Source organism: Ruegeria sp. R14_0 (genome assembly GCF_017743975.1).
Lineage (GTDB): Bacteria > Pseudomonadota > Alphaproteobacteria > Rhodobacterales > Rhodobacteraceae > Ruegeria.
Genome location: NZ_JAGHRC010000004.1, coordinates 241,382 through 256,030, shown reverse-complemented (window position 1 = coordinate 256,030; position 14,649 = coordinate 241,382). Strand labels below are relative to the sequence as shown.

12 protein-coding genes are annotated in these 14,649 nt (G+C 57.8%); 6 read left to right on the top strand and 6 right to left on the bottom strand.

Going from position 1 to position 14,649, the window contains the following annotated elements; translation table 11 throughout:
* Positions 1 to 33 precede the first annotated feature (33 nt).
* Genes J7416_RS13510 through J7416_RS13485 form a run of 6 tightly spaced genes read left to right on the top strand, consistent with a single transcriptional unit; the run spans position 34 to position 6,777 of the window.
* Entirely contained in the window at positions 34 to 1,740 is a 1,707-nt protein-coding gene (locus J7416_RS13510) for an IlvD/Edd family dehydratase (protein ID WP_209225395.1), read from the top strand.
* Entirely contained in the window at positions 1,740 to 2,507 is a 768-nt protein-coding gene (locus J7416_RS13505) for an SDR family oxidoreductase (RefSeq protein ID WP_209225393.1), read from the top strand. Before J7416_RS13510 ends, J7416_RS13505 begins: the two co-directional genes overlap by 1 nt.
* 4 nt (positions 2,508 to 2,511) lie before the next feature.
* Positions 2,512 to 3,405, top strand: a complete 894-nt coding sequence (locus tag J7416_RS13500) for a 2-dehydro-3-deoxygalactonokinase (protein WP_209225391.1) — start codon at positions 2,512 to 2,514, stop codon at positions 3,403 to 3,405.
* Entirely contained in the window at positions 3,402 to 4,007 is a 606-nt protein-coding gene (locus J7416_RS13495) for a 2-dehydro-3-deoxy-6-phosphogalactonate aldolase (protein WP_209225389.1), read from the top strand. Before J7416_RS13500 ends, J7416_RS13495 begins: the two co-directional genes overlap by 4 nt.
* Complete coding sequence (locus tag J7416_RS13490; RefSeq protein WP_209225388.1) at positions 4,004 to 4,864, top strand: SMP-30/gluconolactonase/LRE family protein; 861 nt, start codon at positions 4,004 to 4,006, stop codon at positions 4,862 to 4,864. Before J7416_RS13495 ends, J7416_RS13490 begins: the two co-directional genes overlap by 4 nt.
* On the top strand, positions 4,861 to 6,777 hold the full coding sequence (locus J7416_RS13485) for a beta-galactosidase (RefSeq protein ID WP_209225386.1): 1,917 nt from the start codon (positions 4,861 to 4,863) through the stop codon (positions 6,775 to 6,777). Before J7416_RS13490 ends, J7416_RS13485 begins: the two co-directional genes overlap by 4 nt.
* 36 nt (positions 6,778 to 6,813) lie before the next feature.
* Here J7416_RS13485 and J7416_RS13480 read toward each other — a convergent pair whose 3' ends face one another.
* The 6 genes from J7416_RS13480 to J7416_RS13455 all read right to left on the bottom strand — a co-directional run bounded on the left by J7416_RS13480 (position 6,814) and on the right by J7416_RS13455 (position 14,645).
* A complete protein-coding gene (locus J7416_RS13480) occupies positions 6,814 to 8,079 on the bottom strand; it encodes an ABC transporter permease (RefSeq protein WP_209225384.1) in 1,266 nt (421 codons plus the stop codon).
* Positions 8,076 to 8,996 (bottom strand): ABC transporter permease, encoded by a 921-nt coding sequence (locus J7416_RS13475; RefSeq protein WP_209225382.1) that lies wholly within the window; start codon positions 8,994 to 8,996, stop codon positions 8,076 to 8,078. The genes J7416_RS13480 and J7416_RS13475 overlap by 4 nt, the downstream gene beginning before the upstream one ends.
* 13 nt (positions 8,997 to 9,009) lie before the next feature.
* Positions 9,010 to 10,122 carry an ABC transporter ATP-binding protein gene (locus J7416_RS13470; protein ID WP_209225380.1) on the bottom strand — a complete coding sequence of 371 codons (1,113 nt, stop codon included), beginning with the start codon at positions 10,120 to 10,122 and terminating at the stop codon, positions 9,010 to 9,012.
* A gap of 118 nt (positions 10,123 to 10,240) precedes the next feature.
* Positions 10,241 to 11,365 carry an extracellular solute-binding protein gene (locus J7416_RS13465; protein WP_209225378.1) on the bottom strand — a complete coding sequence of 375 codons (1,125 nt, stop codon included), beginning with the start codon at positions 11,363 to 11,365 and terminating at the stop codon, positions 10,241 to 10,243.
* 538 nt (positions 11,366 to 11,903) lie between these two features.
* Complete coding sequence (gene ugpC / locus J7416_RS13460; RefSeq protein ID WP_209225376.1) at positions 11,904 to 12,986, bottom strand: sn-glycerol-3-phosphate ABC transporter ATP-binding protein UgpC; 1,083 nt, start codon at positions 12,984 to 12,986, stop codon at positions 11,904 to 11,906.
* Between the two features lie 3 nt (positions 12,987 to 12,989).
* Positions 12,990 to 14,645: an alpha-glucosidase gene (locus J7416_RS13455; RefSeq protein ID WP_209225374.1), complete on the bottom strand. Its 1,656-nt coding sequence runs from the start codon at positions 14,643 to 14,645 to the stop codon at positions 12,990 to 12,992.
* Positions 14,646 to 14,649 lie beyond the last annotated feature (4 nt).

The following is a 14,649-nucleotide window of genomic DNA, read 5'->3' as shown; positions in this document are numbered from 1 at the left end:
AATGCAACCGCAGCCAAAAAAGAAACGCCAGAAATGACAAAACGCCGCTCACAGCATTGGTATGGAAAACTGGACAAGGATGGGTTCATTCATCGATCGTGGATGAAAAACCAGGGTTTTCCCGATCACGCCTTCGACGGTCGTCCGATCATCGGCATCTGCAACACATGGTCGGAATTGACGCCCTGTAACTCTGGCCTGCGTGATCTGGCCGAAGGTGTCAAACGCGGCGTGTGGGAGGCTGGTGGCTTCCCTGTCGAATTCCCCGTCATGTCGCTGGGCGAGACCCAGATGAAACCGACAGCCATGCTGTTTCGCAACCTACTGGCGATGGATGTCGAAGAATCGATCCGGGCCTATGGCATCGATGGTGTGGTCCTGCTCGGCGGCTGTGACAAGACCACGCCCGGGCAATTGATGGGTGCGGCGTCGGTTGATCTGCCGTCGATTGTGGTCAGCTCTGGCCCGATGCTGAACGGAAAATACCGCGGTAAGGATATTGGATCGGGGACGGATGTCTGGAAGTTCTCCGAAGCCGTCCGCGCCGGAGAAATGACGCTGAAAGACTTTATGAATGCCGAGTCCGGCATGTCACGCAGCGCTGGTGTCTGCATGACCATGGGAACGGCCTCAACCATGGCGTCTTTGGTCGAGGCGATGGGCATGAGCCTGCCCACCAATGCAGCCCTTCCAGCGGTCGATGCTCGCCGCATGGCGCTTGCGCATCTGACCGGCAAGCGGATTGTCGAGATGGTGGATGAAGACCTGAAACCCTCGGACATTCTGACCAAGGAAGCGTTCGAAAACGCCATTCTGGCCAATGCAGCTGTTGGGGGTTCGACCAACGCGGTGGTGCACCTGTTGGCGCTTGCGGGCCGTGTTGGCGTTGATCTGACGCTGAAAGACTTTGAAATCGGGTCGGATATCCCTCTGCTGGTCAACTGTATGCCCTCGGGCAAATACCTGATGGAGGATTTTTGCTACGCAGGCGGCGTGCCAGTTGTTCTCAGCGAACTCAAACCATTCCTGCGTCCGGCAAAGACCGTTTTGAACAAGGACATCTCGGCCCATTATGAGGGCGCTGAGTATTTCAACACTGACGTCATCCGCCCCTTTGACGACCCGGTAAAACCCGCCGCGGGTCTTCGGGTGCTGCGTGGCAACCTCGCCCCGAATGGCGCAATCGTGAAACCTTCGGCAGCAACGGATGAACTGTTGGAAACCGAAGCCGAGGCATACGTTTTCGAAAGCATCGAAGACCTCAAGGCCAATATCGACCGGGACGATCTGCCAGTCACGCCCGAGACCATTCTGGTCCTCAAGGGCTGCGGGCCGAAGGGCTATCCGGGCATGCCCGAGGTTGGCAATATGCCGATCCCGGCCAAGCTTGTGAAGGAAGGCGTGCGCGACATGATCCGCATCTCAGACGCCCGCATGTCTGGCACCGCCTTTGGCACCGTCATCCTGCATGTCAGCCCCGAAGCGCAAGCCGGAGGTCCGCTGGCGCTGGTCAAGACCGGCGACCGCATCCGCGTTTCGGCCAGCAACGGAGAGCTGGAATTGCTGGTTGATGCACACGAACTGGACGCCCGCCGCGCCGCGTGGCAGCCGGATGCGCCACACTACACGCGCGGCTACGCGAAACTCTATATCGACCACGTGCTGCAAGCTGATCAGGGCGCAGACCTTGATTTCCTTGTCGGCAAAGACACCCGCCTTGTGACCAGAGAGAGCCACTGATGGATCAACCAGCCACATTTCACGACCTGAACGGCGCATCGGTCTATATCACCGGCGGAGGCTCGGGTGTTGGGGCCGCATTGACCGATGGGTTCCTGGCCCAAGGCGCGAACGTCGCCTTTATCGGCCGGTCTGACGCCAGCGGTTTCGTCGAGGAAATGCGCGACAAACATGGCCGCGCCCCTCTGTTCATGCAGGGCGACATGACAGATACCGAGCTGCTTCACGCAACCATGCAAAAGGCTTCCGAGGCCCATGGTCCGCTGAGTGTTCTGATCAACAACGCAGCCAATGACAAACGCCATTCGCTGGAAGAAACCACTCCGGAATTCTGGGATTGGATGATCGAGGTAAACCTAAAGGCCTACTATTTTGCCTGTCAGGAAGCCGCCCGCCAGATGGCCAACAAGGGCGGTTCAATCGTCAATTTCAGCTCGATCAGCTATATGATGGGCAATGCGGGTTATCCGATTTACACCACCTCAAACGCGGGCATCACCGGCATGACACGCTCGCTGGCGCGCGAGTTGGGACCGCAAAACATCCGGGTGAATGCATTGGCCCCAGGCTGGGTTCTGACGCAAAAACAACTGGATATGTGGGCCACGCCCGAGGATTTGGCCGCACACCTTGACCGCCAGTGCCTGAAAGAACACCTGACGCCCGAAGACATGATCGCACCCACCCTTTTCCTTGCCTCGGAAGCCAGCCGCGCGATGACCGGCCAGTGTATGGCGGTGGATGGCGGCGTCGTAGTAACGGGATAAGACCATGACTACAGAATGGATAGCTGTTGACTGGGGGACATCTCATCTGCGGGTCTGGGCCATGCGGGGTGAAACTGTTTTGGACCAGGCACAGTCTGATCGCGGTATGGCGCGTCTCAGGAAAGAGGCCTTCGAGCCGGCGTTGTTGGACTTGGTCGGGGGTTGGCTTGGCGCTGAACCTGTTGATGTCATCGCCTGCGGCATGGTCGGCGCGCGGCAAGGATGGGTCGAGGCACCCTATGCGGCCGTTCCGTCGGCCCCTCTGCCGGATGCACCAATCCGGGTACCCGGCACCGATCCCAGGATCCGAGCATTTGTTGTGCCCGGCATAAAGCAAAACACACCGCCGGATGTCATGCGCGGCGAAGAAACACAGATCGCGGGTTTTCTGGCCGGTCGGTCAAATTGGGACGGCGTGATTTGCCTGCCCGGAACCCATTCGAAGTGGGTTCAGATCAGCGCCGGAGAGGTCGTCAGCTTTCGCACCTTCATGACCGGTGAGATGTTCGAACTGCTCAGTGACCAGTCCGTTCTAAAGCACTCGGTCTCGGACGGGTGGGATGCGGACGCTTTTGCTGATGCGGTTGCTGATGCGCTGTCGAAACCCGAGCAACTGGCCGCCCGGCTGTTTGGTTTGCGAGCCGCCGATTTGCTGCACGATCAGGACAAAGGCACAGCGCGGGCAAAGCTGTCGGGCATGCTGATCGGGGCCGAGCTCGCCGCGACTCGCCCCTATTGGCTGGGGCAACAACTCGCAATTATCGGCGCTGAAGAGATTTCCCAAATCTATGCGGGTGCTCTGCAATTGCAGGGTGCTCTCGTTGACACCGTCAATGCCACTCAATGTACACTCGCTGGCTTGTCTCAGGCCCGCAAACTTACGAGGCAAACCGTATGAGCCGCCCAATCATTGCAATTCTGCGTGGCCTTGACCCGTCAGACGCCGTTGATGTGGGCCAGGCCCTGATCGCAACTGGCATCGACAAGATCGAGGTGCCCCTGAACTCTCCTGACCCACTGATCAGCATCGAGGCTTTGGCCAAGACCTGCGGCGATCAAGCGCTGATCGGTGCTGGAACTGTATTGACGGCAGACCAGGTTGAGGCCGTGCACAGTGTTGGCGGCAAGCTGATCGTGTCGCCCAACTGCGATGTTGAGGTCATAGCCCGAACCGTCGCATTAGGAATGGAAAGCTGGCCTGGGATTTACACCCCGACCGAAGCGTTTGCCGCGCTCACGGCGGGTGCCACAGGCTTGAAGCTTTTCCCCGGCGTCATGGCCGGACCATCCGGGCTTGCCGCATTGCGCCCGGTCTTGCCCAAGGGCGCGCTGGTATACGCTGTGGGTGGTGCGGGCCCCGAGAATTTTGGAGAATGGATCAAGGCCGGGGCTGACGGGTTTGGCATCGGATCTGCCTTGTTTAAACCGGGCATGTCCGTTGATGAAATCGGGGACCGGGCCAGGCAGATCGTTGCAGCCTATGATGAGGCTGCTGGATGAGCTTTGTGTTTGACGACCGGCCCTGTGAACTCGGAGAAGGTCCCTTGTGGCATCCCGAGCGGCAACAATTGTTCTGGTTCGACATTGTCAACAAGCAGCTTTTGACCCAGTCATCAGGTGAACAACAAAGCTGGCAGTTTTCTGAACATGTGTCTGCAGCGGGTTGGGTAGATCGGGACACATTGCTGATGGCCTCGGAAACTGCCCTTTGGCGGTTCGATCTGGCAAGTGGTGAAAAAAACCTGATTGCCCCGCTTGAGGCGGACAATCCGGTGACCCGCTCCAACGATGGGCGCGCCGATTCCTGGGGCGGCTTTTGGATCGGAACGATGGGCAAGAATGCCGAGCCGGGTGCAGGCGCGATCTATCGGTATTGGCAAGGTGAACTGCGCCGGCTTGTACCGAATGTCACAATATCGAACGCGATCTGCTTTGCACCCGACCGCTCTTGTGCGTTTTTTACGGACACGGTGACCAAGCTGGTCATGCGTTGGTCTTTGGACCCCGAAACCGGCTGGCCCGAGGGCGAAAGCGCGGTTTTTCTGGACCTGCGCGACGACAACCTCAACCCCGACGGCGCTGTGGTGGATGCCGAGGGCAACATCTGGATCGCCCAGTGGGGGGCCAACAGGGTGGCGGCTTATGATCCGCAAGGGCAGTTCCTGAAAGCGGTCACGTTTGAGGCTGCGCAAGCCTCCTGTCCAGCCTTTGGTGGCAGCAACCTGACAACCCTGTTCTGCACCACGGCCCGCGAAGGGTTGGATGCAGCGACCATTGAAACACAACCGACCAACGGCATGACTTTTGCCGCCCGCGATGTGGGCAAAGGCCAACCAGAACACAGAGTCGTTTTATGAAACCAGAACTTGGCGTTTGCTATTACCCGGAACACTGGCCCGAAGACATGTGGGCCGAAGACGCGGCCCGTATGGTCGAAACCGGGCTAACCTGGGTTCGGATCGGGGAATTCGCCTGGAGCCGCATGGAACCGACACCCGGCGTTCTGCATTTTGACTGGCTGGATCGCGCAATTGAAACGCTCGGCGCTGCTGGCCTCAAGGTCGTGCTGGGCACGCCGACGGCGACACCTCCACGTTGGATGCTCGAGAAGCACCCCGATATGTTGGCGGTGGACGAACAGGGTAACCCCCGGAAATTCGGATCACGCAGGCACTACTGCTTCAGTCATCAGGGCTATGTTCAAGAGTCGGTTCGCATCGCCCAGATCATGGGCGAGCGCTATGGCCGCAACGCTCACGTTGCGGCGTGGCAGATCGACAATGAATACGGCTGCCACGATACGACGGTTAGCTACAGCCCTGTTGCTTTGCAGGCTTTTCAACTGTGGCTCAGGGAACAGTATGGCAGCATTCAAGCGCTGAACGAAGCATGGGGAAACATCTTTTGGTCGATGGAGTATGGGGACTTCGATCAAATCGATTTACCCAACCTGACGGTTACTGAACCCAACCCGGCCCATGTGCTCGCTTTTCGACGGTTCAGCTCGGATCAGGTTGTGGCGTATAACAAGGCTCAGGTCGATGTGCTGCGCGAACTGACGGACGCGCCGCTGCTGCACAACTACATGGGACGCGTACTGGATTTCGACCATTTCAAGGTCGGTGAGGATCTGGATATCGCAACATGGGACAGCTATCCCATCGGCTTCCTGTCCGACCGGCTTGAAGCGGACGAGGCGCACAAGACTGCCTTTCTGCAGCAGGGCGACCCAGACATGCAGGCCTTTCACCACGACCTCTACCGAGCAGTGGGCCGAGGACGTTGGTGGGTGATGGAGCAACAACCCGGTCCGGTGAACTGGGCACCTTACAATCCCGCCCCCCTACCCGGCATGGTGCGCCTGTGGTCCCTTGAGGCCGTGGCGCATGGGGCAGAGGTTGTCAGCTACTTCCGCTGGCGGCAGGCGCCGTTCGCGCAAGAGCAAATGCACGCCGGTCTACTAACCCCCAACAACAGCCCCGCCCCCGCATTAACCGAGGCGAAACAAACCGCGGACTTGTTGTCTGGGCTTGGTGACGTGGTGCAGAAACAAGCCGACGTTGCCATCCTGTTCGACTATGCATCGGACTGGGCTTGGGCGACACAGCCGCAAGGGGCCGGGTTCGACTATTTCCGATTGGTTTTCTCGGCCTATCGCGCCTTGAGGCGAGCGGGTTTGTCCGTGGACTTTGTATCTCCGACTGACATTCCGAAAGCTGGTTACAAAATCATTCTCGCGCCTGGGCTGGCCACAATGGGCGGTGATCTGCAACGAGACCTGACCCAAGGCTGCGATCTGGCGATCGTCGGGCCCCGCAGCGGGGCGATCACGCATGACTTCCAGATCCAGCAAGCACGCCCCGGTCTGAATGGAATGGATTGTGACGTCGAACTGGTGGAGTCCCTTCCACCCAGCGTGCACCGCAATGTTGAGGGCGGCGGCGCCGCGCAGCATTGGGTCGACCGTATCTCTGGGACGTCTCCGTGTCTGATACGTTTTGCAGACGGCAACCCTGCGCTGCTGGGTGAGAACGGTCTCTGGTATCTGGCCGGATTCCCCGACGAACAATTGTGGGACCGGGTGATTGATATGGCCGGGCGCGAAACCGGTGTGCGACTGCGTCCGTTGCCCAATGGCTTGCGCCGCCGAGAAACCGCGACCCATGAGTTCCTGATCAACTACAACGCCCAGCCGGTCGCCTGGAATGGTCAGGTTGTGGATGCCTGCGGCGTCGTTGTTCTGAAAAAAGAAACGCCCGAAGAGGGGTAACCTCTTCGGGCGTGGCCCTTATGTAATCCCTCCAGCCTACTGATCGGTTTGCAGGCTGTTGGGGTCAAAAGCCCCACCGAACCCGCCATTGTTGGACGGCGGAGTTTCGGGCTCGGAGCTTTCTTCTTCGGTGTCACCACCCAGAGTATTCGGCGCAAACACGTTACCAAAACCGCTGTTATTCGACGGCTTCGGCGCAGATTGCTGAGCTCCACCTTGTTGGGCCTCTTCAGCCTCACGCTTTTTGCGCTGCTCTTCGCGCTGCTTGCGCAGCTCTTGAATGCGCTGTTCGGCTTCCAGGCGTTTCTGCTCTTTGACGTTGGCGATGCACTGGCCCGGGTTATAGGCGGTTGCGGTACCAACAACGGTAATCGTGGCCACGGCGAACACAACCAGCAGAACTGCCGCCATGTTCCCGGCAAAGAAGCTGGGTAGCTTGATCTTGCCTGCCAGTTCCTCAACGGTCGCTTTTTTTCGTGCAGCAGCCACCAGTTCCTGGCGCTTCAACTTGGCCTCGTTCAGAAGGGCAAAGAACACGGTCAGCGCCACGATGATGAACGCCAAAGCCGAGATTGCGGGGGTGATCCCGTAGCGAACTTTTTGAGCCAATTCGATTGTCAGCGTCGGGTATTCGCCGAAGGTGAAAGTGGTAGTGTTGTAGTTCTCGAACGAAGCGAGGAACGCCAACACCGCCGCCGAGGCAATCGCCGGGCGCATGAAGGGCAACAGGATTTTGCGGAAGGCCTGCGCATGCGTGGCACCAAGGTCCAGCGCTGCTTCGGTCAGGGCCACGTCATAGCGCTGAAGCCGGGCCACCAGAACCAGCATGCAGTAGCTGGCGATAAAGGTGGATTGGCCGATCACCGTCAGGAAGATCCCGTTCGACAAAACGCTATCTGCGCCTAGCCCTAACATCCGGTTGATCCGGTCCCAGAACACCAGCGTCGAGATACCCAGAACAACGCCCGGGATCAGGATCGGCGCGATGATGATCGTATAGTAGGTCGCCCGCAACTTGGGCCAGATCTGCGTCAGCATCAGCGCCCCGGCCAGCCCCATTGCCACCGACAGAACAACCGTCCCGGCCCCGATGATCAGCGAGTTCTTGATGCCGTTCAGGATACGCTGGTCTTGAAACAGCTCGCCGAACCACTGAAAGGTCAGGCATTCCCATGGCGTCATTCTCGGGAAAGCCGAAGAGTTGAATGCCGTGACCGACATGATCACCAGCGGGCCCAGCAGGTACAGGAAGAAGATGACCAGATAGACCCAGATGCTTACACGGAGGAAGGAATTATTCATTTCCCGATATCCCCCATGTTCACTTTGAACAGGCGCATCATCGCCAGCACGAACAGGATACAGGTCACCAAAAGCACGATGGCGTAAGCGGCACCCTGCGGCCAGTCATTGTTGTCGTTGAACTGCTGATAGATCAGCTGCGTGAACCACAAGCTGGACGGCCCGCCCAAAATCTGCGGCGCAGCCAGCGCACCGGCGCTTAGCATGAACACCATCGTACAGCCCGAGCTGATGCCCGGTTTGGCATAGGGAATGACCACCCGCCAGTGAATCCGCCACCACGGCGCACCAAGGTCGCGCGCGGCTTCGATCTGGTTGCCATCCAGGCTTTCGATCACGTTGTACATCGGGAAAATCATCAACAGGATGTAGGCATAGCCGAGACCTGCATAGAGCGCGATGTCATTGCGGATGAAGTCAAACGGCGTGTCCCAAATCCCCAGACCAACGAACAGCGTGTTCAGCACACCCGTCTCGCCAAAGATGATGCGCAGGGCAAAGGCGCGCAGGATCTCGTTAATCCAATAAGGAATGATCAGCATAATCGCGAAGATGCGAATGTGGCTGCCCTTGGACTGGCCGAGGTAATAGGCAATCGGATAGCACAGAATCAGGTTGAAAATCGTCACACAGACCGCTGCCAGAAGGGTGCGGAAAAAGACCCTCAGATCGACCGCGTTATAGGCTTGGCTGCCGCCTTCCGGGCCGTAGATCAGGTACTTGTAGTTCTCCAGCGTATAGACGTCCTTGGGGCCGCCAATCTCTGGCGGTGGCAGGTTCGGACGGAAAGAGAAGTCCAGCATCGACAGCTGCGGCAGGATGATCAGGCCGACGGTCCAGAACAGGACAAGGCCGAGGATCGCCAATCCCATGCCAAAACCGTTGCGATTGAAAAAGTCTTTCAGAAATCGGGGCATCGGTTCTAACCCCTCACTCTGCCGCCAGTTCACCCGCCGGAACCAGCACCGCGTTGCGGGTCTCATATTCCAGCGTGATGTTCTGACCTGTGTGATCCTCAAAAGACTGGCCGAGGTTGGGTAGCGAGACCTTGATCTCTTTGCCGCCCTCGCCTTCGGTGAAGATGTTATAGACGTTGCCTTCGAACTCTTCGTGGGTCACCCGTGCAGTGACGAAATGGTCGCCCGTGGCACCATCCGCGGCAATTGAGAATGCTTCGGGGCGAATGAACAACATTGCGTCATCCCCCTCTTGCAGCTTGCCTTGGTTCGCCGTCGAAATCCGCGCTACCAGATCGCCGGAACGGTTGGTGGCAATCATCGCCTCATTACCCATGACTTGTTTAATCTTGCCGCGGAAGACGTTGTTTTCCCCAACGAAAGAGGCCGCAAAGGCAGTGTTGGGATCGTTGTAGATGGTCTTGCCGTCCGCAATCTGGTCAATCACACCGGCCCGCATCACGGCGATGTTGTCCGACATGGTCAGCGCTTCACCCTGGTCGTGGGTAATGTAGATGAAGGTGATCCCGACGCGCTGCTGAATCTCGCGCAGTTCGGTGCGCATGTGCTGGCGCAGCTTCAAGTCAAGCGCCGACAGCGGTTCGTCCAGCAACAGCACATCTGGTTCGGCACAAAGCGCACGCGCAATTGCAACCCGCTGACGCTGACCACCCGACAGCTCGCTGGGCAGCTTGTCCCCCTGCCCCGGCAGGGCAATCATATCCAAAAGCTCATCAGCGCGTTTGCGACGCTGGGATGCGCTGGCACCTTTAATTTCCATCGAGAACGTGATGTTTTCCCAGACTTTCATCAGGGGGAACAGGGCGAGGTTCTGAAAGATCAGGGCAGTCGGGCGTTTGTTCGGTCCGATACCGCGCATGTCGTTGCCGCCGATCAGAACTCTGCCCTCGCTTGGGTCCAGGAAACCCGACACCGCGCGCAGGATCGTCGTCTTGCCGCAGCCCGAGGGCCCAAGGAACGAAAAGAAATCGCCCCCGTTGATGTTCACATTGGCGTCCCGTACGGCCACAAAGTCTCCGAAACGGATCCACAGGTTTTCAAGATCTACACCGACCCCTGCACTCATTTTTGGTATCTCCGTCTGGTGCGTGTCCCCGTCGCACCGAAATAGGGTCCGTCACGCCGAATGAGCGTGCGGTTTCATTGCCCTCCGCACAAAGGCGGAGGGCAGATTATCATAGCGATCAGGCGCTTTTGAACTTGTTGACGAACTCGGTCCGAGTTTCGGCGTACCACGGAGCCTCAGCAGGCCACGGGTTGAGGTTCGCGAGCGAGTCGCCCGGATAGGCCTCGGCAAAGTTCTTTTTGTAGGTGTCGCCTGAATACTGGTCGGCGCCCAGAACCGGCGAGTTATAGCCGTGGCTGTCGATCGCCACACCAGCCGGTTTCGCCTGATAGGCGAAGTCGATGAAGGCATAGATCTGATCGATGTTGGCAGCGCCGGTTGGCATCGCGATGCCGTCGACCCAGGCCATAGCACCTTCGACCGGAGCTTGATAATGCACCGGCTCGCCAGCGGATTTCAGGGCCAGCGGCGGGCCGTCCCAGGTCTGACCGACCACAACGCCTTCGTTCAGCAGGCCGTTTTTCTGGGTGTCAGCGTCGTTCCAGATCAGCTTGATCCGGTCTTTCCGCGCGATGCACCAGTCGGTGATCTGACCCCAAACCTTACGCATGGTTTCTTCGTCACCATACGCGGCCCAAACAGAGCCCGGCTCCATCTCGCCCGCCCGCTCCATGTAGAGACCAGCGCCCAGCATCATGGAATGCGCACGACCCATTGTCTTGCCAGCGTTCTCTTCCGACCAGACGTCGCCATAAGATGGCGCATCACCTTCAGGCAGCCAAAGGTCGGTGCGATAGGCGATACCTTCGGTACCCCAGATATGTGGCAGCCAGTGCACGCCGCTGTCACCAAAGTTCCATGCATCGGTGCCGATTTGCGCCATTGCCGGGTTCACCAGATCAATCGGGACCTTGTTCATATCGAAGGGCTGCAGCAGCTCCAGCGGCTCCCACTGCAGCGAACGGTTGTTCGTGGGCGAGACAATGTCAAAGCCCTGACCCTTGGTCGCCTTCATCTTGTTGATGATTTCTTCATTCGACCCGATGCCGGTGTAATTCACCTTGATTCCGGTCAGAGTTTCAAACTCTTGCAGGAATGTGGGCGGCAGATAGTCCGACCACATCAGAATGTTGATTTCCCCCGACGATGCCAGCGCGCTTTTGCTATACAGAGGTGCCGCCAAAGCAGCCGCACCCGCGCCTTTCAGGACCGAGCGTCTGGAAAGGTTTTTCCGTTCAGCCATAGTAGGATCTCCCGTTATTGGACTGTGTTGTTTGTTGTTATGGATGTCACGCTAGAACTTTGCGAGGACGTTGTCAGGCCAAAAGTGACAGTTTCCATTTTTAGTAAGTCCAGATTCCCGGGCTTGTTTGTTCGCAAGCAATCTGGCGCCCACCTGCCCTTGGCATTCATGGCTTTACAGCAGTCCCGGTAATTCGGGGTTTACTTGCCGGTCGAACGGTCATTCCTGAAGCCAATCGCACCACTTGTCACTAATTCTAAGGTCGAACCGGTTGCCTGCGCGGTCCAGGCAAAAGAGCAATCAGAATCGAAGACAGAAGAAAGCGGGGCTATACAGAAGCGACTTGTGTCTCAACCTAATGCGTTTCGGTCGCCTTTTTTCGCGATCCCTAATTTGATCCCAATTTTGGGTAACTGATTAAAAAACAATCCCTTAAAAGAAAAAACGAATACACTGACCGCAAATCGAAAAGTCCTGCTGTGGAAATGCGCAGCAGGACTTTGATTCGACAATTTCTATGAGTTTGCTCTCAAGCACGTCACTTGCGCATGGAAATCCCGTCGTGGAACAGATGAACCTTGTCGGGTTCCGCCGAAACGGCGACGGTTTGACCGCGCATATTCCGCTGCACCCCGGGCAGTTTTGCGATGGTGGGGTCTTCGCCCTCATTGGCTGCAAAATACAGCAGCGTCACCTCACCCAAGGCTTCGGTAAAGTCCACAAGTCCCTGCAAAATCGGATCGCTATCCACTGGGAGAAAGTCCTCGGGACGGACACCAATGTTGACCTTTTTTCCTTCGTCGGAGGAGTCTGTCGGAATGCTGGACACTGCTGTTCCACCGCCATCCAGCTGCACCACAGTACGCTCGCCCGTCTTGGTAATGACACCCGGCAACAAGTTCATTGCGGGTGAGCCAATGAACTGGGCCACAAACTCATTGTCAGGTGTTTCATACAGCTCAAGCGGAGTGCCAACCTGCGCAACCCCCTTGTTGGCCAGCACAACAATCCGGCTGGCCAAGGTCATCGCCTCGACCTGGTCGTGGGTTACGTAAATCATCGTGCTATCCGGCATCGCCTCTTTCAGGCGGGCGATTTCGATCCGCGTGGCGACACGCAGCGCTGCATCCAGATTCGAAAGCGGTTCGTCGAACAAATAGACTTTGGGATCCCGCACAATGGCCCGGCCAATCGCAACACGCTGACGTTGACCGCCGGACAGGGCCTTGGGCAAGCGATCCAAAAACGGTTCAAGCTGAAGAATGCGCGCAGCCCGTTCGACTGCGGCGTCAACCTCGGCGGATGGCATCTTGGCGATTTTCAGGGCAAAGGCCATGTTCTCGCGCACGGTCATGTGCGGGTACAAAGCATAGCTTTGGAACACCATGGCGATGCCTCGCTGTGCGGGCGGCACATCGTTCATCACCTGACCCTCGATCTCAAGCGTTCCGCCCGAGATCTTTTCAAGACCCGCAATCATCCGCAGCAACGTGGATTTACCACAGCCCGAAGGCCCAACAAAAACAATCAGTTCGCCACGTTCGATATCCAGATTGATATTCTTCAGGACGTCGACGCTGCCGTAGGTTTTGGCCACATCCGTGAGGTTGAGTTCAGACATGGCTTACTCCTTCTCGCGCATCATCAGGCAGAACTGGGCGGGGTCGAGGGTCGCTGTTCCGGCCCCGGCGACACCGCCCAATTCCTCCCCGATATGCTTCCAATTGCCGTCGGGCAGAGTGATTTCTGCGCTTTTTGAGCCCAGATTGAACGCGCAAAAGACCTGCTGGGTGCTGTCTTCACGCAGGAAAGTCAGGATCGGGCCCGATTGTGACATATCGATCTGCTGTCCAGACATCAGCGCAGAATTCGCGTGGCGCAGCGCGATGGCGCGGCGATAGTGGTGCAGCATCGAGTTCGGCTCATGCTCTAGCCGGTCAACTGCGCTTGCGGCCTGTGTTTGGCTGACGGGCAGCCATGGGGCCCCGGTCGTAAAGCCGGATTGTTCATCCTGTGCCGCCCAGACCATCGGAGTACGGCAACCATCCCGGCCTTTGAATTCCGGCCAGAATTCGATGCCGTAAGGATCTTGCAGGTCCTCAAACGCAACATCGGCTTCAGGCAGGCCCAGTTCTTCGCCCTGATACAAGCAGGCCGAGCCACGCAGGCACATCATCAGAACCGCGTGCTGGCGGATCGCCGCATCGCTCAGCTCCCACCGGGAGGCGTGGCGCTGTACGTCGTGGTTCGAAAACGCCCAGCATGGCCACGCATCGCCTGCCTTCTGCTCAAGTTGGTCAAACACTTGTTTGGCATAAGCGGCTGTCAATACGCGCTTTTCCAGGAACTCAAACGCATAGCACATGTGCATGCGTTTATCACCGCTGGTGTATTCGCCCATGATCTCAAGCCCGCGCTGCGCGTCACCGACCTCACCCAGACAGGCGCGGCCTTCGTATTCGTCAGTCAGGGCGCGCAGACGCTCGAGAAACGCGATATTCTCGGGCTGGCTTTTGGAATAAAGGTGATCCTGATGGTTATAGGGGTTCACCATAGGCGCGATGGAAGCGTTGCGCTGATCCAGCGGCAGACCCGGATTGTCGCGCAGCTGTTCGTCATGGAAATAGAAGTTGATTGTGTCCAAACGGAACCCATCCACGCCCAGATCCAACCAGAACCGCGCGACGTCCAGCAACGCATCCTGAACATCCCGGCAGTGAAAGTTCAAATCGGGCTGAGAGGTCAGGAAATTGTGCAGGTAATACTGCAGACGCCGGGAATCCCACTGCCACGCAGAGCCCCCAAAGATGGACAACCAGTTATTCGGCGGCGTGCCATCGGGCTTGGGGTCTGCCCAGACGTACCAGTCTGATTTGTCGTTTTCGCGGCTCGACCGGCTTTCCTTGAACCACGGATGTTGGTCCGACGTATGTGACAAAACAAGGTCGATCATGATCTTCAGATCGCGCGCATGAGCCTGATCCAAAAGCTCTTTGAAATCCTCCATCGTGCCGAACATCGGGTCGACATCACGGTAATCGCTGACGTCATAACCAAAATCCTTCATCGGGGATTTGAAGAAGGGCGATATCCAGATCGCATCAACGCCCAGCGACGCGATGTAGTCCAGGCGCTGGGTGATACCCCGCAGGTCGCCGATCCCATCGCCATTACTGTCCTGAAAGCTGCGCGGGTAGATTTGATAGATTACGCCGCCCCGCCACCAATCGGCGGATGCTTTGGTTGCGTTTTCGAGTACTACGGTGTTCTGCACGTTCATCAGA